This is a genomic window from Aestuariibaculum sediminum (assembly GCF_014596945.1).
GTDB classification, from domain to species: domain Bacteria; phylum Bacteroidota; class Bacteroidia; order Flavobacteriales; family Flavobacteriaceae; genus Aestuariibaculum; species Aestuariibaculum sediminum.
Window position 1 is genome coordinate 311,575 of record NZ_JACVXB010000004.1, and the last position, 26,082, is coordinate 337,656.

Consider the following 26,082-nt stretch of genomic DNA (forward strand, 5'->3'; position numbering starts at 1 on the left):
TAATTGTTAAATGTATTTTAGTAAATAATTTAAAGTGTAACGAATTTAATTTTAGTAAATACATTAATTTTTATTAATTGTTTATTTTGGTCATTGAGACTATTTTAGCTTTATTGTAAAAAAGTGAAATTTTAATTTTCATGGGTGAACCAAATTTGGATTATATAAGAAAAATAGCAAATGGCGACCAAGAATTTTTCAATAAGTTAATAAAAATTGTTAAATTCGAATTACCTAACGAAGTAGATTCATACAACGATTATATGCAAAGGGGTTGTTTTATGCAGGCAGCCAACATAGTGCATAAAATTAAACACAAAGCTATTATTTTAAGTTGGGAAGATGCTTACCAAATAGCAGCAACTCATGAAGAAAACTTAAAAGCAGGCAGCAATGTGGATCAAGCATCTTTTGATAATTATTTAACGGCGATGCTGCGTTATATATCTACTATTTAACCAAATATAAATGAACGCCATTATAATAGATGATGAGCTAACATTTGTTGCTATATTAAAGAAATTATGCGATGAAATTCCTGATTTAAATATAGTAGCAACATTTGAGAATGCGACCGAAGCTATTAAATATCTTAATAAACAGGAGGTGGACCTGATTTTTCTGGATATGCACTTACCTGACTTTACTGGATTTGAGTTTATTCAAACGTTAAAAAACCAGCCAAAAATTATTGTTATTTCATCCGACAGCAAACTGGCTATAACAGCTTTCGAGTATGAATGCATTGTCGATTATATTGAGAAACCTGTTAAATTATCTAGGTTAAAGAAAAGTATCGAAAAGTTGGAAAAATCATTTAATGATGAAGATTTCGAGGCAGATGCCGGGGATTTTGTTGATGATGTAGAGGATGTAGAAAATACATTGTTTATTAATATCAATAAAAAACTTATAAAAATAGACATTCAGAATATTAACATTGTTGTAGCCAAGGGAGATTATATTTACATTAAAACCGAAGATAAAAATCATATTGTGCATGCTTCAATGAAAAAAATATTAGATAAATTACCCAATAGTACTTTTATGAAAGTGCATAGATCTTATATTATCAATCTTAAGAAAATTGATGAAATAGAGGAGAATGTAATTTATATAGGTAAAAATGTGATTCCTTTAAGTAAACTTGTTAAACCTCAGCTTATTAGTAGGTTGAATATATTATAATACCTGTCGCTATTGAAGTATCATTAACATGTAAGAGTATAATATTATTCTTGTTAAATTTTGGTCGACAGGTTTCGTTATTTAATCGAAAGTTCAAACGTTGTACTTTAATTAATCTTTAACTTTAAAGTAGGAGAGAGCTTATCTATTATGTCGTAAGAGATTAATAGCAAGTTAAAAGGCAAAAGCGTAAGTTTTTGCCTTTTTTTAATGAATGTATTTTAGGTTTTAAAAAAATAGACTTATTTCTGTCTACAGAAAAGTCATCTTTCATCGAAGATTAATTGTTTGGTATAGAGATAAATACGATATTTATAATAACCTAAATAAAGAACAATGAGATTAGCATTTGTAACGAATTTTCCATTGTTGGATAGTGAAAATGGTGACTATGTTTTTAATTTAATTAAAAATTTAAGACAAAGTGAACATGTCGCTCAAATAACTCTGATTACCAATAAATCGTATGGTAAGTTTGATTTTTGTTTCGAAGAAAAAGGTTGTAAGGTGATAATTAAAGAGAGCTGGGTTAGAGGTAAATTTAATTCAAATAGTATCTGTAATTATTTAGAATATCTAAATCCAAGTATAATTTTATACAATTTAAAAAAATTAGATGTTGACGAATTAACATCAAAAAGAAAGATTGAAATGATTTCAACTTCTACATATAAAGTAGAAAAGTTTGATGAATTCCCAATTTGGCTTGAAATTAGAGATCAACAAGAGTTTTTTAAAGTAAAGGATCTTTTTGGTGATGTTTATAAAAAAAATAATATTTCTGTTGCTTGACCTAGATTTAATAAGATAATCAAACTAACAATTTTTTTAAGTGTTCTGCCAAGAAAACAAAAGGAGAATCGTAAGTGATATCCTTTTGTTTTTTTCTATTTTTTTGATAAGAATTTATCTTTAAATAAATAAGCTTCGTCGATATGTAAGGTTATTTCAGCTAAAAATAATTTTGTTTCAACAATGAATTTTAATCTTTGATATTAGTTTTAATGTAGAGTGTAAAGGTATTTACGTGACGATTTTAATGATATTAGTATTATTTAAAATGAATAATAGCTCTCCTAGTATCTACAATATCGTTGGTATTTGCTAAGTATTAACAGGTGTTCGAACTAAAAGAGGGATTTTTTTATTAGGGATTATTTTTGAAGCTGTTAATGTAAATGCCTTTATACAGTTGCAGTAATTAGTATGCTGCCATAATAATAAGTTACCAGAAATGGTTAAACTCTCAAAACGTTTTGATTTTAAAATCAAATTTTAACCCTTTCTTAAAAGGAAGTCTTTACAGGCTTCCTTTTTTTATCCTCCAATGGTAATCATACTTCGGTTATTATTATGTCGTTCTGGGTTTTGAAGTTTGTTTAAGGTGTTCATACCGCCTCTCATTTTAAGTTTCGATTTAACTGCTTTTTCAATAACAGGTTCGATAGAATAACCTGCCCGAAGAGCGCCTAATATATCAGACTCCGATGTCGAAAATAGGCAGTTTTTTATTTGTCCGTTTGCTGTTAGCCGTAGTCTGTTGCAGGAATCACAAAACGGATTGGTTATTGAGCTAATAACCGCAAATTGCCCTTTATAGCCTTCTATTTTATAATTTTTTGAGGTGTCGTTTGGTGCATCTGTAAGTCGAATAATTTGGTCTTTTTTAAAAGTGTCATTTACAAGATTCAATATGTCTTGATAAGATACCATTTTACTTATATCCCAACGGTTGCCATCAAAAGGCATAAATTCAATAAACCTTACTACTACTGGTAAATCTTTGGTAAAATGAATGAAATCAATCACTTCGTTTTCGTTAAAACCTTTCATTAGAACAACGTTAATTTTAACTTTAAAACCATTCTTTATTAAAAGAAGGATATTACGATAAACTTTATCGAATTGATCACGACGGGTAATTTCTTTAAATTTATCTCGGTTTAAAGAATCTAAGCTAATATTTAAACTTTTTACACCGTTTTCTTTTAGTACATCTATGAATTTATCGATTAGAACCGCATTTGTTGTTAGAGATAATTCAACTGGCAGTGACGCTAGTTTATTTAATATAACAGGAAAATCTTTTCTAACCAATGGCTCTCCACCCGTTAAACGAATTTTTGTTACACCATGTTTTACAAAAATGTTAGCTATGGCATAAATCTCCTCGTAAGTCATTAAATGGCTTTTTGGAGATAATTGCACACCTTCTTCTGGCATACAGTATGAACAGCGCAGGTTGCAACGTTCTATTAACGAAATACGCAAGTAACTGTGCTCTCTGCCAAATTGGTCTTGTAATATGTTAGTGTTTTTTAAATTCATAAGTTATTTTGGGTCATAATGCCATTTTTATAAAGCTACGAATTAGCCTTTAAAATAACTGTTAATATCAAATAAAATGTCGTATTTACACTGTTGCATGTTTTAAGGAATACTTATTAGTATGTCAACTTGTTTGGATCAATATTTCATTAATCATGTCTGGCGCCTCGTAACACGCCAAAGCTATGTAACAACGAAGGAAAAACGGCATCCATAGATTCTTTGGCACCGTTGGTTGAACCAGGTAAAGCTAAAATTAGTGTATTATTTAGTGTTCCTGCCACACTACGTGAAAGCATGGCATAGGGCATTCTGCTTTGACCATAATTTCGAATAGCTTCTTCAATACCAGGAATACGTCGATCTAGTATCGGGATTAAAGCTTCTGGTGTAACATCTCTTTTAGATAAACCAGTTCCGCCAGTATAAATTATTAAATCAATTCCTGCGTCATGGTAATGCTTTGCTTTTGTTTGAATAATTTCATACTCATCTGGAATAATAATATAATCTTCAATCGTTACATTGCAGATTTCTAATTTTTCAATAATTGCTTTTCCTGCCTTATCTTCTTTTTCGCCAGCCGAAATGGTATCAGAACACACAATAACAGCTGCTTTAATATCGGTTCTAAAACGGTTTTTAAAATCCGACTTACCTCCTTTTTTATTTAATAATTTAATAGCATGTATTTCAATGCCTTTGTCTATAGGTTTTAACATGTCGTACATATTAAGCGCAACTACAGAGGCACCGTGCATGGCTTCGACTTCTACACCCGTTTTATAGATAGTTTTAACGGTAAAAAGAACTGTGATTTCTAAACCGTTTATGTCGTATTCAACACCTGTAAACTCAATAGGTAGGGGATGACAGTCCGGTAGGATATCGGGTGTACGTTTTACACCAAGTAAACCTGCAGCTTTGCTCATCGCTAAAACATTCCCTTTAGGTACCGTGTCGTTTTTTATAGCATCAATAGTTTCTGGTTTACTTACTTTTAAAATAGCTTGAGCCGTTGCTATTCGTAAGGTTGTATTTTTATGCGTAATATCGACCATTTTAATAGAATGTTAATTGTTTTTTTTCCACTGATGTGTTTCGTCCGTAAATATTTCCTTTCCAAAAACAGGTACATGGGCTTTAATTTCCTCTACAATATATTCCAGAGCTTCAAAAACGACTTTTCGTCGAGGCGACGATACAAATACAAACAAGCAAATTTCTCCTGCTTTTACTGTTCCTAAACTATGATAAATATGCATACATGTTAAATTATATTTAGCAAAAGCGGCCTCACGAATGTGGTGAAATTTTTCGTTGGCCATGTCTTCATATGCGCTGTATTCAATAGCAGAAACTGATTTACCATTAATAACATCGGCTCTAACCTGACCTAAAAAAATATTGTGTGCTCCAATGCTTGTTTTAGATTGGTGTTTAGCAATAGAGTTTCCAATAAATTCTGAAGAGATTGGGCCATGTTGAAACACGTTTTTCGGTTTTTTATCGGTCATTTTTTATTGATTTTGAATTTATTATTTGTAAAATTTCAGAAGCACCTTCCTTAAGGCTCGTACAATTTTCAATATGAAGTTTCTGTAAAATTGAAACTGCTTTCTTGCTTCTTATACCTGATTGACAAAATAAAATGATTTCTTTATTACGGTTTAATCGTTCAAGATTATTTTCTAATTGAGACAAAGGGATGTTAGTATATTCTAATCCTTTTATTTTAGGCGTTTCATGAGCTTCTCTCACGTCTATAAACTGTAAATCGTTCCTATTTAACAAGTTTTTAAAAGAAGTAGTTTCATGGGGCGCCGCACAAAAGGATGCTGTTGTTTTTAAGTGAAACGTATCCTTTCCCTTTAACACGTCATCTATTAAATTATTATTTCGTGAAATATTAAGAAGTGTTATATTTAAGTTTAAAGCATTGTAGCAAAGTAATTTACCTGAAAGACTTTCGCCAATTCCTAAAATAAGTTTTAAAACCTCGTTAGCTTGCATGGTACCGATAATGCCCGGTAAAACACCTAAAACACCAATTTCGGAACAATTAGGTACGGTATTTTTTTCGGGAGCCTCAGGAAACAGGCAGCGATAACTTGGCCCGTTTTGGAAGTTAAATACAGAAACCTGACCCTCAAATTTGTAAATAGCACCATAGACTAATGGTTTTTGGGTAATGATGCAGGCATCATTAATTAAATAGCGGGTTTCAAAATTATCGGTCCCATCAACAATAATATCATAGGCTTGGAATAGTGTAAGCACATTTTTATGTGTAAGCTGTTCGGGGTAAACGTTAATAGTTATACTGTCGTTTAAATCGGATAATCGTTTTTTAGCGGCTAAAGCTTTATTTTCTCCAATTGTTGAAGTTCCAAACAGGATTTGTCGCTGTAAATTAGTGATATCTACTACATCAAAATCTACAATGCCAATGGTGCCAATGCCAGCAGCGGCAAGATATTGTAAAATTGGACAACCCAGACCACCTGCGCCAATAACCAAAACCTTTGCTTTTAAAAGTTTATCTTGACCTTCTTGGCCAATTTCCGATAGTATGATATGTCTGTTATAACGATTCATTTATACTCTAATATTTTTATTATTTAAGAATATCAAAAAGATTCTAATATTTCAATTTTTACTCATTAGTTATCCTCCAGCAAAAGGGGGCAGCAAAGCTATTTCTTCACCAGTCAATTTAGTTTTTGCAGGCACTAATACTTTATTTTGTGCTATTTTAAACTCTTTCTGCTTTAGTTGAGGATATTTTGAAATCACGAAGTCTAATAATTCTGAAACTGTTGTTTTGTTATGTTCAATAATTTCTGACTCAACCTGTGTTACTTCAGCAATTTGCCCGAAATACTTAATGTTTGTCTGCATTTTTAAATATTTTAATTCATTAGGTGTGTTTACGTTAATTATAGCATTTGTGTATTTAGTGGCTAGGTTTATGGTTTTTAGTTTACATTGATTTACTGCGTATTGTAATCGACGTTCATCTGCTTTTAAAAGTTCAAAAAAAGTGTCTGCACAAGATGATTTATAAATTGCAATTAAAGGCATGGTTTTACCTTGAGCTTCAAATTGAATGATTTCAGTGTTATTATCCATTTGGTTAATGAGCAGCCGTAATATTTCAGTTTTAATTAAAGGGATATCACAACTCAATACTAAGTTGTATTCTGTTTTAGAAGTCTTTAATCCAGAGTATAGGCCAGCCAAAGGCCCTGCGTCTTCAATAACATCCTTAACCCGTTGGTATTTAAATTTGTCATAATCTTGTGTGTTCGAAACAATTATTATTTTTGAAACTAGTGGTTCTAACGCTTCGATGATGTGTTGGGTAAACGGTTTTCCGTTAAAGTACAGAAGACCCTTGTCTGAACCCATTCTACTACTTTTTCCGCCAGAAAGTATAATACCAGTTATGTTGTTTTTTTCTATCATTATTAGGTTATAACAAGTTTAAAACAAGCGATTATTAAAACTAAAACTAGAATATATCTTAGTGCGGTATTATTAATTTTTTTACTTCCTAAATATCCGCCTAAAAACCCGCCCAATAAAGCAATACCAACCAATATAAAAGCTTCTTTTTCCAACTTTACTCCGCTACTTAGTTGGCCAATAAGTCCCGAGGCAGAATTAACCCATATAAATAATGCGGAAACGGCTGCGGCTTCTTTCATTTTTCCCCAATGCAGTAAAAGTATAACCGGTGTTAATATAATACCACCACCTATACCTATTAGACCGGAAAAAAAACCGATAACAGCACCAATTAAAAGGCCTTGCCATAATTTTATATCCTTAATTGTTTTGTTTTCTTTTCCAAAAATATTGAGCATTTTTAAAATAGCGAACACCAATAAAATGGCCAATATTTGTTTATATAACGATGCGTCAACTTCAATAGTTCCTCCTAAAAAAGCAAGTGGGATGGACGTAATGGCGAATGATATAAATAATTTTTTATTAAAATATCCGCCACGATAGTAATAATAAAATGAGATACCTGCTACAAATAAGTTTAATAGTAAAGCGGTGGGTTTCATTGTATCTGGAGCAAAGCCAAATAAAGCCATTAGTGCCAAGTAACCACTAGCTCCTCCATGTCCAACGCTCGCATATAAAAACGAAACAACAGGTAGAAGTATAAGAAATATATATATGTCTTCGGTTTGTAACATGCTTATTGGGAGGTGTTTAAAGGTTTTTAATTTTTTCTAGTTGAAGATCTAAAAATGCCCAACAGTTTTTATTTATGTCATCAAATGCATGTATTAGTGATTTTCCATAATCGGTTAGTTCGGCACCGCCACCACCTTTACCGCCTACAGTGTTAATTGTTACCGGCCTTTTAGCAGATTTATTTACCGAATCAATTAAATCCCAGGCCTTCTTGTAAGAAATATTTAAGGATTTTGCAGCTCTCGATAAAGAGCCAGTGGTTTCAATGGCCTTTAGCAATTGCACTCGACCTTCGCCAAGCAGAACACCGTTTTCATGTTCTATCCAGATTCTACTCTTTATTTTATAATTCATATTTTAAAAAATTCATTACAGAGGTAAAAGTATGACTTCAACTTTATCGCCTTTTTTTATTTCGGATTGCTCTTCTGGCATAAAAACAAGAGCGTTTGAAATAGCAAATGTTTGCAACATAGAGGAACTTTGCCCTTCTAATATATTTACAGAGTTTCTGTTGTATATGGCTTTTAAAAATTGCGGGCGATCACCATGCTTTTTAAAATTTGAGTCTGAAGAAACTTTTAACCGTTTTAAGGTATCAGCCTTATTGTTCATGAGCTTTTGTAAAGCCGTAAAAACATACATGTAAAAACAGGTTAATGAAGCTGCAGGGTTACCGGGTAAAGCAAAGATGTGTGTGTGGCCTTTAGTTCCGAAGAATAAGGGTTTTCCGGGTTTTTGCTTTACTTTATAAAAGTGTTCTGTAACATTGAGTTCATTTAATGCTTTGCCTACAAAGTCATAATCACCAACCGATATTCCACCAGATATGATTACTAGGTCGTTGTTTTTAATAACACGATTAAGGGTGTTTATTGTTTCATTATAATCATCTTGAATTTTAACAATAATTACATCGTAGAATTTCAGTCCGTATAAAGCACTTAAAAGCATTGAGGAATTACTTTCGTAAATCTGACCATAGTCAATAGGTTCACCGGGTTCAACCAGTTCATTTCCAGTTGTAATTATTGCTATAGTTGGCTTTTTGTAAACATGTACTTGATCAATGCCTAAGGAGCTTAAATAACCTATGGCTGCAGGAGTAAGTTGTGTGTCTTTAGGTAATGCCAACTGTCCTTTTTTAACTTGTTCTCCTTCATGTCTTATATTTTTGTTTATATCAATAGTTTCTAGAAGAGTCATGTTGTTATCTTTTAAAGAAACTTTCTCTTGCATAACAACGGTATTTGCAGTATCAGGAACAGGAGCTCCGGTAAAAATTCTAACGGCTTCTCCTTTCTTTAATATGGGTTGATGATTGTCACCTGCTTTAATTTCTCCTACGATTGTATATGATAATTTATCATGCCAGTTTAAGGCATAGCCATCCATTGCCGATTGTCTGAACGGTGGCATATTGATAGATGAGTAAATATCACGGCTTAGCTTGTAACTACCTGCCTTTGCAACAGGCTTTACTGTTTCAATAGATAAAGGTTGTATCGAATTTTTAACGAGGTTTATAGCTTGATTTATTGTGACCATGTATTAAGCGTTATATTTTTACAAATATAGCGATATTTTATAAAATTTGAAATAATTACTTATATAATGTCTAAAATTAAGTATTAATACTTATATTTGTTTCAAATGAGAACTATTAATTAAGTTTAATCGTTAGTTATGCAGTTGGAAACCTCGATAGCCAGACATAAAGTTTTAACTACAACACGTAAAAGCATGTTATATAATACATCTTGTGATACCTGTGAAAATTATAATTGCCTTATTAAGAGTAATATGTCGACGCTGGATGATGTTGGTTTAATATTGAAAAAGAATAATTTACGATGTAAAAAAGGACAGCAATTTATTATAGAAGGAGCGCCTGTAAATGGTTTGTTTTTTGTTTTAAAAGGAAAGGTTAAAGTGTTTAGAACCGGAATAAATGGTAGAGAACAAATTGTACGTTTTGCTCGTGAAGGTGAAATTATTGGGCATCGCGGATTTGGAACTGAGGAATATTATTCTATTGGAGCAATAGCTTTAGAGGATACTGTTTTGTGTTATTTTTCAAAGCATACGCTGCAAGAAGCTTTAATAAATAATCCGAAATTTGCTTACGATTTAATGCTATTTTATGCGAATGAGTTAAATAAAAGTGAATCAAAGGTTAAGTCTATATCTCAAATGACTGTTCGAGAACGGGTAATAGATACCTTACTTTATATTAATAGGAAATTTGGAACCGATAAGGGTTTTCTCGATGTTAATTTAAGTCGAAAGGAATATGCTGATTATGCAGGGACGACCGAAGAGCAGGTTATAAGGGTTTTTTCGGCACTAAAAAAAGAAAAATTGATTTCTGCTAAAGGAAAAAAAATAGGAATTAATGATATTGATCTATTAAAAAAGGAAATAAGTGAACACAATTTCTTTTTAGATAGTTAAACGTTTTAGATACTTTACCAACTTTATTAGTTATTGCCATACGTATATTTCGTATGGCTTTTTTTTGCTTTGTAAGTATTGTGTAAATAACTGGTTTTAAGTGTGTTTTACGGATTCACTGCATTTTAGCAGGTTTTACTATGTGTAAAAAGATGTAATAACATGTGATATACCATTGAGGGGATGATGAACTACGTATATATTTGCTAAACAAATAAGTACTAATACTTAATTTAATCTAAAAACCCTTCAATATGAAATCAGTTTTAAAAAAATCAGCATGGGCCTTTTCATTGTCACTACTATTATTTTCTTGTGGTGGAAAGGATTCTAAAAAGAAAGCAGTAACTGAAGAAATTGCTGCAAATGTGTCGAAAACTAAGACGTTAGATATAGAAAAACCACAATTAACCTTTGGATTTATAAAGTTAACAGATATGGCACCTTTAGCTATAGCAAAAGAGAAAGGCTTTTTCGAGGATGAAGGTCTTTTTGTTTCTGTTGAAGCCCAATCCAATTGGAAAAACGTTTTAGATCGTGTGATTGATGGTCAATTAGATGGTTCGCATATGCTGGCGGGTCAGCCAATTGCCGCAGGCGCTGGATTTGGTAGACAAGCCGAATTGGTAACGCCATTTTCAATGGATTTAAATGGAAATGGAATTACTGTTTCGAATGATGTTTGGTCTAAAATGAAAGCCAATGTTCCTCTAGGAGAAGATGGTAAACCAATTCATCCTATTAAGGCAGACGCTTTAAAACCGGTAATCGCCGATTATAAAAATAATGGTAAAGCTTTCAAAATGGGTATGGTCTTTCCGGTATCTACACATAACTACGAAATCAGGTATTGGTTAGCTGCAGCAGGAATACATCCTGGAATGTATACTGCTGATAATGTACAGGGTCAAATCGATGCCGAAGTACTATTGTCGGTTACACCTCCACCTCAAATGCCTGCAACCTTGGAGGCTGGAACAATTTATGGATATTGTGTAGGAGAACCATGGAATCAGCAAGCTGTTTTTAAAGGTATTGGTGTGCCTGTGGTTACTAACTACGACATCTGGAAAAATAACCCAGAAAAAGTATTTGTAATGACTAAAAAGTTTGTTGAGGAAAACCCTAATACGGCTATAGCAGTAACGAAAGCTTTAATTCGTGCCGGAAAATGGTTAGATGTTCCAGGTAATAGAGCGGAGGCTGTGAAAATATTGTCTATGCCTCAATATGTAGGAGCAGACGAAGTGGTTTTAGCAAATTCTATGACAGGAACTTTTGAATTTGAAAAAGGAGATAAACGAGAAATGCCAGATTTTAATGTTTTTTATAAATACAACGCTACATATCCTTTTTACTCCGATGGTATTTGGTTTTTAACACAAATGCGTCGCTGGGGTCAAATTCCTGAAGCTAAACCAGCAAATTGGTACGCTGAAACCATTAAAGATATTTACAGACCAGATATATGGAAAGAAGCTGCATCGCTTTTAGTAGAAGAAGGATATATTCCAGCATCTGATATCCCTCAAACGGATGGTTATAAGCCAGCTACAACCGATTTTATCGACGGAACCTCTTATGATGCTAAAGATCCGATAGGGTATATAAATAGTTTTAAAATTGGTAATAAAGATAAATAAAAACAAAGCCTTTGGTTTTAAGTATGACAGAGGCAAATCTCAAAAGTTAGAGAATATTTAGTAATCATGTAATGAGCCAATATGAACCTTCTTGTTGTTGTTCAAAAGAGTTTGAGGCGAATTCCATCTGACCACTTAAAATAAATAATAATAAACAGATGAAACAAAGCATAACATTAAACAGAGTAACGAAATTTATGGGGCTTGGATTTTTAATAACCCTTAAATCCTTGTTTACCGGAGAATTAGATAAAGAAGGTTTTAAAAACTTCCTAAGAAAAATAGTCGTGCCAATTGCATCCATATTCTTATTTATTGGTTTATGGCACATGGGAGCTAAATCTTTATATAATATTGAAGCGGAATATAAAATAGAAAAAGCTTTAACAGAGCAAGGGCAAGAAGCTGCAGAGGTCATGAGAGCATGTATTGCTTCTGGTGATGTAAGTTGCCAACCCAACACATTGCCTTCTCCTGCACAGGTTTGGGAATCATATAAAACTTTATTAAGAGATCATCAGGTTATTAAAGCTGATAAAGTGGCATTTGCAGAAAAAACTGCGGCATTAAACGCCAAACGTGTAGCTGAGGGTAAAGATCCAATAACTTATACAGGAAGACCTTCGTTTGTAGATCAGATTTTTACAAGTTTAAAAACAGTATTCGCTGGGTTTCTTTTAGCTTTAGTAATAGCTGTGCCAATAGGGGTTATTATCGGGTTGAGCAAAACATTGCGTAGTTCGGTAAACTGGCTAATTCAAATCTTCAAGCCGGTATCACCTGTTGTTTGGTTGCTGTTAGTATTCATGATTGTAAAAACGATGACTAAAGATTCTAATTCCGATAGTGCATTTATCATTTCTTTTATCAGTGTTGGTTTATGTTCTATGTGGGCAACTTTGGTAAATACCGCTATGGGTGTGGCGTCGGTGGATAAAGATTATATCAATGTTGCTAAAGTTTTAAAACTGGGGCCTGTTCAAAAAGTTTTTAAAGTGATTTTGCCTTCATCCTTACCATTGATCTTTACGGGTTTACGAATAACCTTATCCGTGGCCTGGATGGTGCTTATTGCTATCGAATTATTGGCGCAAAGCCCAGGGTTAGGGTCCTTTGTGTGGGAAGAATTTCAAAATGGAGCTATAGATTCTAATTCTAAAATTATAGTAGCCATGTTTGTTATTGGTGGTATAGGATTCTTGTTAGATCGTATTATGTTAACAATTCAGAACACAGTATCGTTTAATAAAACAAGCGGCATTTAATAAGGAACGCAACAATATTAAAACTTAAGAAAATGGCATACTTAGAATTAAATAATGTTTATAAAACCTATGGTCAAGGGAATCATGCAACCAATGTGCTTTCAAATATTAATTTGTCTATCGAAGAAGGTGAGTTTGTAGCCATTGTAGGGTTTACGGGAAGTGGTAAAACAACATTAGTTAATCTAATTAATGGTTTGTTGGAACCTACAAAAGGAGAGATATTGTTTAAAGGAGAACCAGTTGTGGGAACTAGTCACGAGCGCGGGGTTATTTTTCAAAATTACTCATTATTACCTTGGTTAACAGTAGGGCAAAATGTCTATATGGCGGTAAAGGAAGCTTTTCCTAAGAAAAGCAAAAGGGAACTTCATGACATAGTCGCAGAATATGTAGAAATGGTAAGTTTAACGCCTGCAATTAATAAGCGACCAAAGGAGTTGTCAGGAGGAATGCGTCAGCGGGTGGCTGTAGCTAGGGCATTAGCCATGAAACCAGAAATGATTATTATGGATGAACCGCTAGGGGCTTTAGATGCCTTAACTAGAGGGAATCTTCAAGATGAAATTTTAAAAATATGGGGGAAAGAAAAACGCACGGCGCTATTAATAACAAACGATGTTGATGAAGGAATCTATATGGCTGATCGTATTATACCCTTGCGTCCCGGGCCAAAAGCAACATTGGGCCCTGAATTTAAAATAGACATTGAGCGACCTCGGGATAAAACCGAACTTAACGATAATGCTAATTTTAAAGAAACGCGAAATGCTATTATTGAATACTTAATGGATATAGGAAACGAACGTAAATCGGAAGCTCAAGAAGTTTTTGAGCTGCCAGATGTAACACCTAAAAGTTTTGTTGGACGCTTTTAAATTTAAATAAAAAACATGATGATAGATACAACACATAATGAATTAGTGACTGAAAATGGTATCGCATTCTCTGAGAATGTGATGCTGGATTTAAAGCACTTAAAAAAAGTATATCCAACTCCAAAGGGTGATTATACAGTTTTGGAAGACTTAAACCTTCAGATTATGAAGGAAGAATTCGTTACTATTATAGGACATTCAGGTTGTGGTAAAACTACCATGTTATCTATGATTGCTGGGCTAAATGAAATTTCAGGCGGTAATATTTCAGTTCTGGGACATCATATTAAAGGACCAGGACCAGATCGCGGTGTGATTTTTCAGGCGCCTAGTTTAATGCCTTGGATGACTGCTTTGCAGAATGTTATGTTAGGGGTAAACCAAGTGTTCCCTCATGTGGCAAAGTCACAACGCACCGATATAGCAAAATATTACCTCCAAAAAGTGGGACTAGAAGAAGCGTTTCACAAAAAAGCTTCCGATTTATCACAGGGTATGCAGCAACGTGTAGGGATAGCAAGAGCTTTTGCGATAAAACCTAAAGTTTTGTTGCTGGATGAGCCTTTTGGGATGTTAGATTCTTTAACCAGAGGAGAGCTTCAGGATATATTAATTGAAATTTGGAATAAAGAAAAAATTACAGCTGTAATGATAACACATGATGTTGATGAAGCTATTTTCTTGGCCGATCGTGTTGTAATGATGACCAGTGGTCCTAAAGCTAAAATAGGAGATATTCTGGATATAGATTTTGAAAGACCAAGAACACGAAAATCCGTATTGGAGCACGACGATTATTATACCTATCGTAAACATCTAATCGATTTTTTGGAGCACTAATTTTAAAGAAATCCATCTTTTATTTCACTTTATAGACAAGAGGGCTTGGTGATAGTTCTTCATATTTCATAAAGTTTTTTAGTCATAAAATTAAATCTAAATATACGTTTGGGTCAGACTATTTATGTCTGATAATTACAAAAAAACAAATAACTAACACATAAAAAAAACAAATCAATTTAACTCTAAAAACATTCAAATGAAAAAACAATACTTAATACTCGGGCTACTATTAGGGTGTGTATACTATGCACAAGCACAATTTACTTTAGATGGAGAATTTCGTCCAAGAACCGAATATCGCCATGGTTTTGGTAATTTAATAGCCGATGATGCTGATGCAGGGTTTGGTATATCTACTCGGGCTCGTTTAAATGCAGGATATTCATCAGAATCCTATAAAGTGTATTTAAGCTTACAAGATATTATGGTTTGGGGAGAAAACCGACAAATTTTACCTTATGATCAAAATAATTCATTCGCTATTTTTCAGGCTTGGGCGGAATTAAATTTGGGTTCTGGTTGGTCGACAAAATTAGGGCGCCAAGTGTTGTCATATGATGACCAAAGGATTTTGGGTGGCCTGGACTGGGCGCAACAAGGGCGTAATCACGATGCGGCATTATTAAAATATAAAAAGGATAAATTTGCTTTAGATATTGCTTTCGCTTTTAATCAGGATTATTCACATCCAACAGGGTTTGTAAATGTTGGAACTGCTTATAATACAACAGGATTATTTTCCTATAAAACGATGCAAATGGCACATTTAAGTAAGGCTTGGGATAAATTTTCTGGAAGTTTATTGTTTTTAAATAACGGTTTTCAAGAATTTGATGATACCGATGCTCCTGATGGAACAAGTAGTTTACAGACCTTTGGTACACATTTAAATTACAAAGGCGGTAGTTTTGGGGTAGCGGCAAATGCTTACTTACAAACAGGGGCTAGACAAGGAGAAGTAGATGTGAAAGGGGCCTACTTATTAGGGCTTGACCTGACTTTTAAGGCGTCTTCTAAAGTAGGATTAGGGGCTGGACTTGAAATAATTAGTGGTAACGATGCTGATGCTGGTGAAACAGGTGCGTTTTTCCCGTTATACGGAACAAATCATAAATTTAACGGTTTAATGGATTACTTCTATGTTGGTAATCATGCGAATTCGGTGGGTTTGTTTGATATTCATGTAAGTGCAAATTTCAAGTTGAGCGAAACGTCTAGCTTAGTGGTTAAGGCTTTAAATTTTAGTGGTGAACAAGATTTGCCAAGTGGAGACAATGCATTGGGGACAGAGTTAGATTTGGTGTTTAAAAAACAATTTAAGGGATATGCATTAGTTATGGGGTACTCTCAGATGTTTGCTGCCGATGGGATGTATGAGCTTAAAGGGATGTCGGAAGATGTGGCCGCAAGCGGACAAAATTGGGCCTGGGCAATGTTAGTGATTAAACCAAAATTTATTAATTAAAAATAGATTACAGAAGATTCTTTATGTTGTTAATCTTATAAATTAATACTTAATTAAAATCCTGCTTTTAGCGGGATTTTTTGTTTCTAGAAAAAATCATATTTAAAATAAGTTTACTTTTCTTACATTTATTGAAAATAAATTTATATAAATGCTAAAAAAAGTTTTTGGTAGTGCTGTGTTTGGGGTTGAAGCGACAACGATTACAGTAGAGGTAAATTGCGATTCGGGTATAGGGTATCACCTAGTGGGCTTGCCGGATAACGCCATTAAAGAAAGTAATTATCGCATCGCTGCGGCACTTCAATATAATGGGTTTAAAATCCCAGGAAAGAAAATTACTATAAATATGGCGCCAGCCGACCTGCGTAAAGAAGGTAGTGCTTACGATTTGACTTTGGCCATTGGTATTCTCTCTGCGTCTAATCAAATAAAAGCTGAACATTTGGACAGATTCATGATTATGGGTGAATTGTCTTTAGATGGAAGTTTGCAGCCTATAAAAGGGGCGTTGCCTATAGCGGTTAAAGCCAGAGAAGAGGGGTTTAAGGGGTTTATTTTGCCAAAAGCGAATGCAAAGGAAGCCGCTATTGTTAATGATTTAGAGGTGTATGGTGTTGAAAATATAAAAGAGGTTATCAATTATTTTGATAAGGATGAGGCGTTAGAACAAACAATTATAAATACCCGAGATGAATTTTATAAAAACTTAGAATTTCCAGAGTTTGATTTTAGCGATGTAAAAGGACAGGAGGGTATTAAGCGTTGTATGGAGATTGCTGCTGCAGGAGGTCATAATATTATATTAATTGGGCCTCCTGGAGCAGGAAAAACCATGTTAGCAAAACGATTGCCGAGTATTTTACCGCCAATGACTTTGCATGAAGCTCTAGAAACTACCAAAATTCATTCTGTAGTTGGGCGTATTAGGGAAAGTGGGCTTATGGCGCAACGCCCTTTTCGTAGTCCGCATCATACTATTAGTGATGTAGCATTGGTTGGGGGAGGTGCTTTTCCACAGCCAGGAGAAATTTCTCTATCTCATAATGGCGTTTTGTTTTTAGATGAATTACCAGAATTTAAGCGAAGCGTCCTTGAGGTATTGAGACAACCATTAGAAGATCGGGAGGTGACAATTTCAAGGGCTAAGTTTACAGTCACTTATCCGTCCTCTTTTATGCTTGTTGCCAGCATGAATCCTAGCCCAGGTGGATATTTTAACGACCCTACGGCTCCTGTTACTTCAAGTCCTGCCGAAATGCAGCGTTATTTAAGTAAGATTTCGGGGCCACTGCTTGATCGTATCGATATTCATATTGAAGTAACTCCAGTGCCTTTCGAAAAGCTAACTGATGATCGAAAAAGTGAATCTTCTGTTGATATTAGAAAGCGTGTTACTGAGGCCAGAGCGATTCAAACAAAGCGATTTTCGGACTCAGATAAGGTGCATTATAATGCGCAAATGACAACAAAGCAAATTCGAAAATATTGTGAACTAGATGAGTCATCAAAACAACTGTTAAAAACAGCTATGGATCGTCTCAGTTTGTCTGCTAGAGCCTATGATAGAATTTTAAAAGTAGCCAGAACCATAGCTGATTTAGATAATGCTCAAACTGTTAATGGTGTTCATATAAGTGAGGCTATTCAGTATCGAAGTTTAGATCGGGAAGGGTGGTTAGGTTAAGCTGTAATTTGATATTTACATGAACTCGAATGTAAAATAAGCAATTTTATTCTTCAGATTTCCTTAGTTTTGGTAGAATTATAAGGGTTAATTAGGTTTTAATTAATCCTTTTATAGAATACTAAAATTTATTTAAAGAAATTATGAAGTTATTTCAAGTAGATATTAATGCTGATGTAGGAGAAGGTGTTGGCAATGAGGCGCAATTAATGCCCTTTTTATCATCTTGTAATATTGCTTGTGGTGGACATGCAGGAGATGAATCTACTATGCGTGCTGTGGTGAAAACTGCTAAAAAGTATGGCGTAAAAGTAGGGGCGCACCCTTCCTTTCCAGACAGGGAAAATTTTGGACGTCAGCCTATGGATATGTCATACGTGTCGCTGTTTGAATCCTTAAAACATCAAACAGATAATTTAATTAATGTATTAAATGATTTGCAAGTTGGTTTTCATCACATTAAACCACATGGAGCATTATATAACCTAGCAGCAATTGATGAAAATTTGGCAAAGGTCATAATTGAGGTTGTTAAAAGTTATGCGTTGCCCATTCAGTTGTATGTGCCTTATCAATCTGTTATTGCAAAATTGGCAGTTCAGCATAATATTTCGGTAGTGTATGAAGTCTTTGCGGATAGAAATTATAATAATGATTTAACGCTAGTTTCAAGACAAGAAAAAAATGCATTAATTCATGAGGTTGATGCGATGTTTGAACATGTTTACAGGATGGTTTCAAGGCATGAGGTGAAAACTATAGGCGGTGAAATAATGCCTATAAAGGCGGATACAATTTGTGTTCATGGAGATAATATTGAGGCTATTAAATTACTGAAAAATTTATGGAAAAAATTAAATCTAAAAGGAGTAAAAATATCCTGATTATATGAGTTATAATTTAACCTATAAACCGTTTGGTGAACGTGCTATTTTAATTGAATGGCCAAACAAAATAGAAGATGATATATTGCATGATATCCTTGGGTTTAAGGAGAAATTGTTTAAATTACTAATTAAAGAGTTACTTTATGTAAATCATGCATATAACTCATTAATAGTATTTTATAAAAATAAAATACCTGACTTTGAAGCAAAAAAAAGCACTATAAATAAAATCTATATAGATAAAAATGATGATGTTTCATTGAGTGTAATTAAATGGGTGATTCCTGTTTGTTATGATGATATTTTTGGACTGGATTTGACTGAATTATCTATTGAAAAAGACTTATCGAAAGCAGAAGTGATTCAACTACATTCTGAAGCTGTTTATAAAATATATTTTATTGGTTTTTTACCTGGGTTTTTGTATTTGGGAGGTTTAAACGAAAAACTGTTTACGCCACGCAAAGCAACACCACGTTTACGTGTTGAAAAAGGTGCTGTTGCAATAGGAGGAAATCAAACGGGAGTTTATCCTGTTGCTAGTCCAGGAGGGTGGAATGTTATAGGGAATTCTCCTGTGTCTTTCTTTAATTTAAATAATGATAAACCTTGTTTTGCTCAACCAGGTGATTTTATAAAGTTTAAACCTGTTTCCCTGAAAGAATATAATGATATTAAAATATTGTGCGAGGCCGGAGTATATGAGTTAGAAAGTGAGGTGATTCATGGTTAGAGTATTAAAACCAGGGTTTTATTCTTCTATACAAGACTTTGGGCGTGTTAGTTTTCAGCATTATGGTGTGCCATGTGCAGGTGTTATGGATCGGTATTCGGCTGGTATGGCAAATGTAATTTTGGGCAATCCTCCTGATTTGGCGGTATTAGAAATGACTATTACAGGAGCTAGTTTGCAATTTGAATGCGAAACCATTATTTGTTTGTCTGGGGCTAATTTGTCGCCAAAAATCAACGATGACGAGATTTCTTTAAATAAGCCGATTGAAGTTAAGGTAAATGATGTGTTGTCATTTGGTAAACTGTTAAGCGGCGTAAGATGTTATGTAGCTGTTTTAAATGGTTTTCAAACAGAAAAAGTCTTAGGGAGTTTTAGTATGTATAAAGGGGTGACAAATAATCATTTATTATCAAAAAACGACGTTTTAAATATAACTTTAAAGAATTCATTTATAGTTAATAAGTACGCTTCAGTTAAACTAAATAATCAATATTTAGAGAGTGAAGTTGTAGAGGTGTTTAAAGGTCCTGAGTTTGATTTATTGATGCCATCACAGCAGGATGATTTACGATCTAATCAATTCACTGTTTCAAAAAATAATAGCCGGATGGCTTATCAGTTAGAAGAGCGCTTGGAGAATAATTTGTCACCAATAATAACATCGCCTGTGCTTCCAGGTACCGTACAGCTAACGCCTTCTGGACAATTAATTGTTTTAATGAGAGATTGTCAAACTACGGGAGGGTATCCTAGAGTGTTACAGCTAACGGAGTCTTCTATCGATGTAATGGCTCAAAAGTTTACAGGAGACCTTTTTACTTTCGAGTTGCTTGATGAGGTAGGTTGATTTTGATATTTATTATAATATTTCTTTTAAACACCTCTTCTTTTTTTTAATTCTATGTCACCCTCTTGCCTTTTTATTGCGTCTTATTCATGTATGACTTAGTTAGAGGTTGTTTTAATTAGCTAGATTTATGTTGTTTTATTAGGTCATATATATATACAAGTTGTGAATTTTTAACTAATTATAAATATGAATTTTAAAACTACTTTTTATTGTCTTGCAGTCGCAAGTGCTTCTTTTTTTTCAACATTATCATACGCTCAAGACGTAGATTCCAATGCATTTCTTCATGTGAAGTTTGAGGGAGATTTGACCGCGTATTCTAATACTGGCACGGTTACATTAAACAGGGCTGACGGTATGACTGGGTCCTTTGTCTCGGGGAATTCTGGATTTGGTCAAGCAATTGATTTGTCGGATAATTCGGCATCCACACAAATTACATCATCTTCCAATTTGTATATAGCTGATGCTGGTGCTCGTACTTTTTGTGCCTGGGTAAAAGCAAATGATATTGGCGGGGGAGTAGCTAATAGTTTTGTAAATAAGACTATTTTAAGTATGGGGCCAAATACAAAATGGAATAGATTTACATTAAAATTTTTAAATAGCACACAAGTTAGAGCGGAATTGAATGGTAGTGGTGTGTCTTCAGATGCGCTTTCAAATGCCTTGAATGATTTTAATTGGCATCATGTAGCAGTTGTTTATCCTGCAAATGAATGGATAGGAAGCGTTAAGTTTTATGTTGATGGTGTTTTAGCGACACATTCAAATCCTAACAACACAATTGTGCCGCAAACTCTTTCTGCACCAATCCAAATTGGACATAGAGATGGTAATGAACACTTTGGAGGGCTTATAGATGATGTAAGGGTGTATGACACCACAAAGAGTCTGTCGGAAATTCAGTCTATTATGAATAGCGGCGTCTTAAGTGTGGCGGATGAACAATTTAAAGCAGGAGAGTTAAATGTGTATCCAAATCCTGTTCAGGATTTTTTAAATGTTGAGTCTTCTGTTTATGACGATTTTGATGCTATTGTTTATGATATTCTAGGAAATGTAGTTAAGAAAGCATCTTTCGACAGGCAATTAGATATAAGTGAATTGCCAACTGGTTTATATGTTGTTAAATTAAATTCAGGCAACAAAACAGGTAGTTACAAAGTTGTGAAAAAGTAAAACATAATTTGAATTTAAAAGAATAAGGTCTTGGAGTATTCTAAGGCCTTTTTTATTTGTCGGTAACAATTTTAATTCCGGCAGATGTTCCTATTCTGTCAACACCTAACTGAATGTATTTAGAGGCAGTATTGTAATCTTTAATCCCTCCAGAGGCTTTTATTTTAGCTTTATCAACGACAACGGATTTCATCAATTTCACGTGGTTTAAAGTAGCGCCATGCGTACCGAAACCAGTTGAAGTTTTAATGTAATCAGCTCCTGCTTGTATAGCTAATTTACAGGCTTTTACGATTTCATCATCTGTTAGATAACAGGTTTCAATAATAACTTTTAATACTTTGTTTTTAAGTTGCTCTTTTATTGATTCAATTTCTCGTGTAATGCTCGTGAAGTTTTTTGCTTTGAGTAACCCTAAATTCATGACCATGTCTATTTCGTCTGCACCGTCTTTAATAGCTTGAGTGGTTTCAAAAACTTTTGCTTTGGTGCTCATGGCTCCCAAAGGAAATCCGATAACAGAACAGACTTTAACTTTGCTGTTTAGTGTTTGTTCTTTAGCGTGTTTCGTGTAACAACTATTGGTGCAAACTGAATAGAAATTAAAGGTTTTGGCTTCTTGGCACAATTTCGTAATATCTTCCTTTGTCGCGGTGGGGCGTAAAAGTGTATGGTCTATATATCTGCTTAATTGTTTCATATATTATGCAGGATATACCGAACTCAAAAAAAAAGTGAATCCAGTAATTGTTAAAATTTATGTTAAATATAATACATAAAGTAGATAACAATTACTGAATTACGAAAAAATTAAGCTGTTGTTTTGTAGGAGATGGTTTTGGCCTTTTTGGTCTTTTTGCTTAATATAGCGTCAAACCCTATACGATGAACCCCTGCCTCCAGATATTTCATTCCGGTTTCTAAATCTACAATATCACCACAGGCATCAATTTTAACTGCGTCTTTTATGGTTTTTTTAATGATTTTAGTAGCGGTAAGGGTTGCTCCACCTTTAGAGAACCCGCTTGATGTTTTAATGTAATCGACATTGGCGTCGACACATATTTCACACGCCTTTACGATTTCGTTTTTGTTTAATTCTGAAATTTCTAAAACAACTTTTAATGTCGTATCGCCTATTGCGGATTTAACATCACTAATATCTTTAAATACAGATACGTAATTTTTGCTTCTTAAAAACCCTAGGTTTATAACCATTTCAATTTCCTGAGCGCCATCTTCTATAGCTTTTTTCGCTTCAAATACTTTTGCTTGAGTTGACATTGCTCCAAAAGGAAAGCCTATTACAGAGCAAACTTTAGTATTTGAGTCTTTTAGGAATTGAGCTGCAAGGGGTACAAAGGAACTGTTTATACAAATTACGTGATAATTGTGTTCTATAGCTTCGTAACACAAATCTATTATTTCTCGTTCAGTTGTTGTTGGTTTCAGCAGAGTATATTCAATATACTGTGATAAATACATAAGTATAAGTAGGTTTAATTTTAAAATTTTAATGTTCTATAGATAGATACGGGCATTTTTGGTTTTGGGGCTTTACAAATGTAAAAATAATTAATTTTTATTTTATATAACGAGTGTTTTCTTTAAAGCTATATGTGAGTGGTTTTAAATCAGTAGTTTTTTTCGTTTGCAAAATACTTTTGTAAGAAAATAATTCAAATCACATTGTTGCTTTACTTAAATTTAATGTTGCCCTTAAAACGCGACAGCGTTAACAATATTGTTAACGCTGTCACGGCTGTTATTCTAAATAATCTTTATTGCAGGTTTAATTAAAGTTCTTCAGCAATTAAATTATTTTGATTTCTAAAGACTAATTGTTCGTCAAACGCATCGAGTAAGATAATACTATCAGTGGTGATTTTTCCTGCTAGAATTTCTTTACTTAATGCATTTAAAACTTCTTTTTGAATGACACGTTTAACCGGACGTGCACCGTATTCCGGATTATATCCTTTATCGGCCAAATAATCGATGGCTTCAGAGGTTGCATCAAAAGTAATCCCTTGTTTATTAATCATTTTCGTGATATTTTTTATTTGCAATCCTACGATATCTCTTATATTTTCTTTTGTTAAAGGAGTAAACATAATAGTGTCATCAATTCTGTTTAAAAACTCAGGTCTAACGCTTTGTTTGAGTAACGCTAGTACTTCAATTTTAGCTGTTTCGATAGCGGAATTAATATCTTTGGTGGCTTCAAAACGATCTTGAATAATCTGGCTACCTAGATTCGAGGTCATGATTATTATAGTGTTTTTAAAGTCGGCTATGCGTCCCTTATTATCGGTTAAATGACCTTCGTCAAGCACTTGTAATAAAATATTGAAGGTATCTGGATGTGCCTTTTCAATTTCATCAAGTAAAACAACAGAATAAGGTTTGCGTCGAACAGCTTCTGTGAGTTGGCCACCTTCATCGTAGCCTACATATCCAGGAGGTGCACCAACTAATCTGCTTACTGCATGGCGCTCCTGGTATTCGCTCATGTCAATTCTGGTCATCGCGTTTTCATCATCAAACAAGTATTCGGCTAAAGCTTTTGCTAATTCGGTTTTACCCACACCTGTTGTTCCTAAAAATAAGAACGTACCTATCGGTTTTTGAGGGTTTTGTAATCCTGCACGGCTTCGACGTACAGCGTCGCTTACGGCTTCAATTGCTTCTTCCTGCCCTACAACACGCTTATGTAACTCATCTTCTAATTTTAATAATTTTTCACGTTCACTTTGAAGCATTTTGGTAACTGGAATACCTGTCCATTTAGCAACCACTTCGGCAATGTCATCGTATGTTACTTCTTCCTTTATAAGTGAGTTTTCAGACTGCTGTTGTAATTGTTTTTGAAGGTTTTCCAATTGTTCTTGAGCTTCCTTAATTTTTCCGTATCGCAATTCGGCTACTTTGCCATAATCTCCATCACGCTCTGCGCGTTCAGCTTCTAATTTGAAATTTTCAATATTCTGCTTAGTATTTTGAATATTGTCTACAACTTCTTTTTCGCTTTTCCACTTCGCATTGATTTCATTGCGTTGTTCTTTTAGGTTAGCTAAATCCGAACGAAGCGCTTTTAATTTGGTTTCGTCTTTTTCGCGCTTAATTGCTTCTATTTCAATTTCAAGTTGCATGATTTTTCTATCTAAAACATCTAGTTCTTCTGGTTTAGAGTTGATTTCCATGCGTAATTTCGATGCGGCCTCGTCCATAAGGTCTATAGCTTTGTCGGGTAAAAAACGATTTGTAATGTATCGCTGTGATAATTCTACAGCGCCAATAATAGCTTCGTCTTTTATGCGAACTTTATGGTGAGTTTCGTATTTTTCCTTAATACCGCGTAAAATTGAAATAGCACTTTCGGTGTCTGGCTCATCAACCATTACCTTTTGGAAACGACGCTCTAAAGCTTTGTCTTTTTCGAAATATTTTTGATATTCATCGAGGGTGGTAGCGCCTATTGCCCGCAATTCGCCACGAGCCAAAGCTGGTTTTAAAATATTAGCCGCATCCATAGCACCTTCGCCTTTACCTGCACCGACTAATGTATGAATTTCATCAATGAATAAAACGATATCACCATCACTTGTTGTAACTTCTTTTACAACGGCTTTAAGACGTTCTTCAAATTCTCCTTTATATTTTGCACCGGCAATTAAAGCGCCCATGTCCAAGGCAAAGATTTGTTTATCTACTAGGTTTTCGGGTATATCTCCGTCAATAATTCTATGTGCTAATCCCTCGGCGATAGCAGTTTTACCCGTACCTGGCTCGCCAACTAAAATTGGATTATTTTTTGTACGACGAGATAGAATTTGAAGTATTCTACGAATTTCTTCGTCCCGACCAATTACCGGATCTAGTTTGCCATCTTTAGCTAATTGATTTAAATTTTTCGCGTATTTATTTAATGAATTATAGGTGTCTTCCTGACTTTGAGAAGTAACACGGTCGCCTTTCCTTAATTCTTCAATAGCTGCTTTTAAATCCTTTTCAGTTACCCCTTGATCTTTTAGCATTTGGGCAATCTTACTGTTTGATTTAAAAACCGCAAGAATTAGATGTTCGACAGACACGTAATCATCATTCATTTTTTTAGCTATTAAGGCGGCTTCATTTAGAGTTTTTCCGGCATTGCGAGATAACATGATGTCGCCGCCAGATACTTTAGGGAAACTTTCTAGTTGTTTGTCTAAAGTCTGTTCTAGTATTGAAACGTTTACGTTTAATTTTTTTAAAATATATGGTAACACGTTTTCGTCAACATTGAAAATTGCTTTAAAAATATGCTCGTTTTCAATTTGTTGATGGCCTATGCCCTGAGCAATTTGTTGTGCTTGCTGTAAGGCTTCTTGTGATTTTATTGTATAGTTATTAAAGTTCATAATTTCTTAAATTGCATTTGTTTATTTCTTTAATTCAAAATTCTTACCATTCAAAATACGC

The 26,082-nt window shown here is 34.0% G+C and carries 25 protein-coding genes; 14 read left to right on the forward strand and 11 right to left on the reverse strand.

Annotation, left to right across the window (positions count from 1 at the left end; genetic code table 11):
* Window positions 1-140 precede the first annotated feature (140 nt).
* The 3 genes from ICJ83_RS11380 to ICJ83_RS11390 all read left to right on the forward strand — a co-directional run bounded on the left by ICJ83_RS11380 (window position 141) and on the right by ICJ83_RS11390 (window position 1,980).
* Complete coding sequence (locus ICJ83_RS11380) at window positions 141-458, forward strand: Hpt domain-containing protein (RefSeq protein WP_188230520.1); 318 nt, start codon at window positions 141-143, stop codon at window positions 456-458.
* 10 nt (window positions 459-468) lie between these two features.
* Window positions 469-1,188 (forward strand): LytR/AlgR family response regulator transcription factor, encoded by a 720-nt coding sequence (locus tag ICJ83_RS11385; RefSeq protein ID WP_188230521.1) that lies wholly within the window; start codon window positions 469-471, stop codon window positions 1,186-1,188.
* Window positions 1,189-1,524: 336 nt separating this feature from the next.
* The gene (locus ICJ83_RS11390) at window positions 1,525-1,980 is read left to right on the forward strand and encodes a hypothetical protein (protein WP_188230522.1); all 456 of its coding nucleotides are present in this window, start codon (window positions 1,525-1,527) and stop codon (window positions 1,978-1,980) included.
* A gap of 525 nt (window positions 1,981-2,505) precedes the next feature.
* Here ICJ83_RS11390 and moaA read toward each other — a convergent pair.
* The 8 genes from moaA to ICJ83_RS11430 form a co-directional block, all read right to left on the reverse strand.
* Window positions 2,506-3,516, reverse strand: coding sequence for a GTP 3',8-cyclase MoaA (gene moaA, locus ICJ83_RS11395; protein WP_188230523.1), 1,011 nt, complete (start codon window positions 3,514-3,516; stop codon window positions 2,506-2,508).
* 149 nt (window positions 3,517-3,665) lie between these two features.
* Entirely contained in the window at window positions 3,666-4,577 is a 912-nt protein-coding gene (gene moaCB / locus ICJ83_RS11400; RefSeq protein ID WP_188230524.1) for a bifunctional molybdenum cofactor biosynthesis protein MoaC/MoaB, read from the reverse strand.
* Between the two features lie 12 nt (window positions 4,578-4,589).
* On the reverse strand, window positions 4,590-5,033 hold the full coding sequence (locus tag ICJ83_RS11405; RefSeq protein ID WP_188230525.1) for a molybdenum cofactor biosynthesis protein MoaE: 444 nt from the start codon (window positions 5,031-5,033) through the stop codon (window positions 4,590-4,592).
* A complete protein-coding gene (gene moeB, locus ICJ83_RS11410) occupies window positions 5,023-6,114 on the reverse strand; it encodes a HesA/MoeB/ThiF family protein (RefSeq protein ID WP_188230526.1) in 1,092 nt (363 codons plus the stop codon). Before moeB ends, ICJ83_RS11405 begins: the two co-directional genes overlap by 11 nt.
* Before the next feature lie 69 nt (window positions 6,115-6,183).
* Complete coding sequence (locus ICJ83_RS11415) at window positions 6,184-6,984, reverse strand: NTP transferase domain-containing protein (protein ID WP_188230527.1); 801 nt, start codon at window positions 6,982-6,984, stop codon at window positions 6,184-6,186.
* A 2-nt stretch (window positions 6,985-6,986) separates the two neighbouring features.
* Window positions 6,987-7,727 carry a sulfite exporter TauE/SafE family protein gene (locus ICJ83_RS11420; protein WP_188230528.1) on the reverse strand — a complete coding sequence of 247 codons (741 nt, stop codon included), beginning with the start codon at window positions 7,725-7,727 and terminating at the stop codon, window positions 6,987-6,989.
* A gap of 16 nt (window positions 7,728-7,743) precedes the next feature.
* Window positions 7,744-8,082 (reverse strand): winged helix-turn-helix domain-containing protein, encoded by a 339-nt coding sequence (locus ICJ83_RS11425; protein ID WP_188230529.1) that lies wholly within the window; start codon window positions 8,080-8,082, stop codon window positions 7,744-7,746.
* A gap of 15 nt (window positions 8,083-8,097) precedes the next feature.
* On the reverse strand, window positions 8,098-9,276 hold the full coding sequence (locus ICJ83_RS11430; RefSeq protein WP_188230530.1) for a molybdopterin molybdotransferase MoeA: 1,179 nt from the start codon (window positions 9,274-9,276) through the stop codon (window positions 8,098-8,100).
* A 138-nt stretch (window positions 9,277-9,414) separates the two neighbouring features.
* Between ICJ83_RS11430 and ICJ83_RS11435 the strand changes: the two genes are divergently transcribed.
* From ICJ83_RS11435 to ICJ83_RS11485, 11 genes are all read left to right on the forward strand, one after another.
* Window positions 9,415-10,182 carry a Crp/Fnr family transcriptional regulator gene (locus ICJ83_RS11435; RefSeq protein WP_223154748.1) on the forward strand — a complete coding sequence of 256 codons (768 nt, stop codon included), beginning with the start codon at window positions 9,415-9,417 and terminating at the stop codon, window positions 10,180-10,182.
* A 254-nt stretch (window positions 10,183-10,436) separates the two neighbouring features.
* Window positions 10,437-11,825, forward strand: a complete 1,389-nt coding sequence (locus tag ICJ83_RS11440; RefSeq protein WP_188230531.1) for a CmpA/NrtA family ABC transporter substrate-binding protein — start codon at window positions 10,437-10,439, stop codon at window positions 11,823-11,825.
* A 158-nt stretch (window positions 11,826-11,983) separates the two neighbouring features.
* On the forward strand, window positions 11,984-13,090 hold the full coding sequence (locus ICJ83_RS11445; RefSeq protein WP_188230532.1) for an ABC transporter permease: 1,107 nt from the start codon (window positions 11,984-11,986) through the stop codon (window positions 13,088-13,090).
* A 32-nt stretch (window positions 13,091-13,122) separates the two neighbouring features.
* On the forward strand, window positions 13,123-13,968 hold the full coding sequence (locus tag ICJ83_RS11450; RefSeq protein WP_188230533.1) for an ABC transporter ATP-binding protein: 846 nt from the start codon (window positions 13,123-13,125) through the stop codon (window positions 13,966-13,968).
* An 18-nt stretch (window positions 13,969-13,986) separates the two neighbouring features.
* Window positions 13,987-14,808 (forward strand): ABC transporter ATP-binding protein, encoded by an 822-nt coding sequence (locus tag ICJ83_RS11455; RefSeq protein ID WP_223154760.1) that lies wholly within the window; start codon window positions 13,987-13,989, stop codon window positions 14,806-14,808.
* A 199-nt stretch (window positions 14,809-15,007) separates the two neighbouring features.
* Window positions 15,008-16,276 carry an alginate export family protein gene (locus tag ICJ83_RS11460; protein ID WP_188230535.1) on the forward strand — a complete coding sequence of 423 codons (1,269 nt, stop codon included), beginning with the start codon at window positions 15,008-15,010 and terminating at the stop codon, window positions 16,274-16,276.
* A 151-nt stretch (window positions 16,277-16,427) separates the two neighbouring features.
* Window positions 16,428-17,963: a YifB family Mg chelatase-like AAA ATPase gene (locus ICJ83_RS11465; RefSeq protein ID WP_188230536.1), complete on the forward strand. Its 1,536-nt coding sequence runs from the start codon at window positions 16,428-16,430 to the stop codon at window positions 17,961-17,963.
* A gap of 143 nt (window positions 17,964-18,106) precedes the next feature.
* On the forward strand, window positions 18,107-18,847 hold the full coding sequence (pxpA, locus tag ICJ83_RS11470) for a 5-oxoprolinase subunit PxpA (protein ID WP_188230537.1): 741 nt from the start codon (window positions 18,107-18,109) through the stop codon (window positions 18,845-18,847).
* A gap of 4 nt (window positions 18,848-18,851) precedes the next feature.
* Window positions 18,852-19,583, forward strand: coding sequence for a 5-oxoprolinase subunit PxpB (pxpB, locus tag ICJ83_RS11475; protein WP_188230538.1), 732 nt, complete (start codon window positions 18,852-18,854; stop codon window positions 19,581-19,583).
* Window positions 19,576-20,433 (forward strand): 5-oxoprolinase subunit C family protein, encoded by an 858-nt coding sequence (locus ICJ83_RS11480; protein WP_188230539.1) that lies wholly within the window; start codon window positions 19,576-19,578, stop codon window positions 20,431-20,433. The genes pxpB and ICJ83_RS11480 overlap by 8 nt, the downstream gene beginning before the upstream one ends.
* 189 nt (window positions 20,434-20,622) lie before the next feature.
* The gene (locus ICJ83_RS11485; protein ID WP_188230540.1) at window positions 20,623-21,618 is read left to right on the forward strand and encodes a LamG-like jellyroll fold domain-containing protein; all 996 of its coding nucleotides are present in this window, start codon (window positions 20,623-20,625) and stop codon (window positions 21,616-21,618) included.
* Window positions 21,619-21,670: 52 nt separating this feature from the next.
* On the opposite strand, the gene deoC (ICJ83_RS11490) is transcribed toward ICJ83_RS11485, so the two are convergent.
* The 3 genes from deoC (ICJ83_RS11490) to clpB form a co-directional block, all read right to left on the reverse strand.
* Window positions 21,671-22,318 carry a deoxyribose-phosphate aldolase gene (gene deoC, locus ICJ83_RS11490; protein WP_188230541.1) on the reverse strand — a complete coding sequence of 216 codons (648 nt, stop codon included), beginning with the start codon at window positions 22,316-22,318 and terminating at the stop codon, window positions 21,671-21,673.
* A 110-nt stretch (window positions 22,319-22,428) separates the two neighbouring features.
* The gene (gene deoC / locus ICJ83_RS11495) at window positions 22,429-23,103 is read right to left on the reverse strand and encodes a deoxyribose-phosphate aldolase (protein WP_188230542.1); all 675 of its coding nucleotides are present in this window, start codon (window positions 23,101-23,103) and stop codon (window positions 22,429-22,431) included.
* 311 nt (window positions 23,104-23,414) lie between these two features.
* Window positions 23,415-26,021 (reverse strand): ATP-dependent chaperone ClpB, encoded by a 2,607-nt coding sequence (gene clpB / locus ICJ83_RS11500; protein WP_188230543.1) that lies wholly within the window; start codon window positions 26,019-26,021, stop codon window positions 23,415-23,417.
* Between the last annotated feature and the right edge of the window lie 61 nt (window positions 26,022-26,082).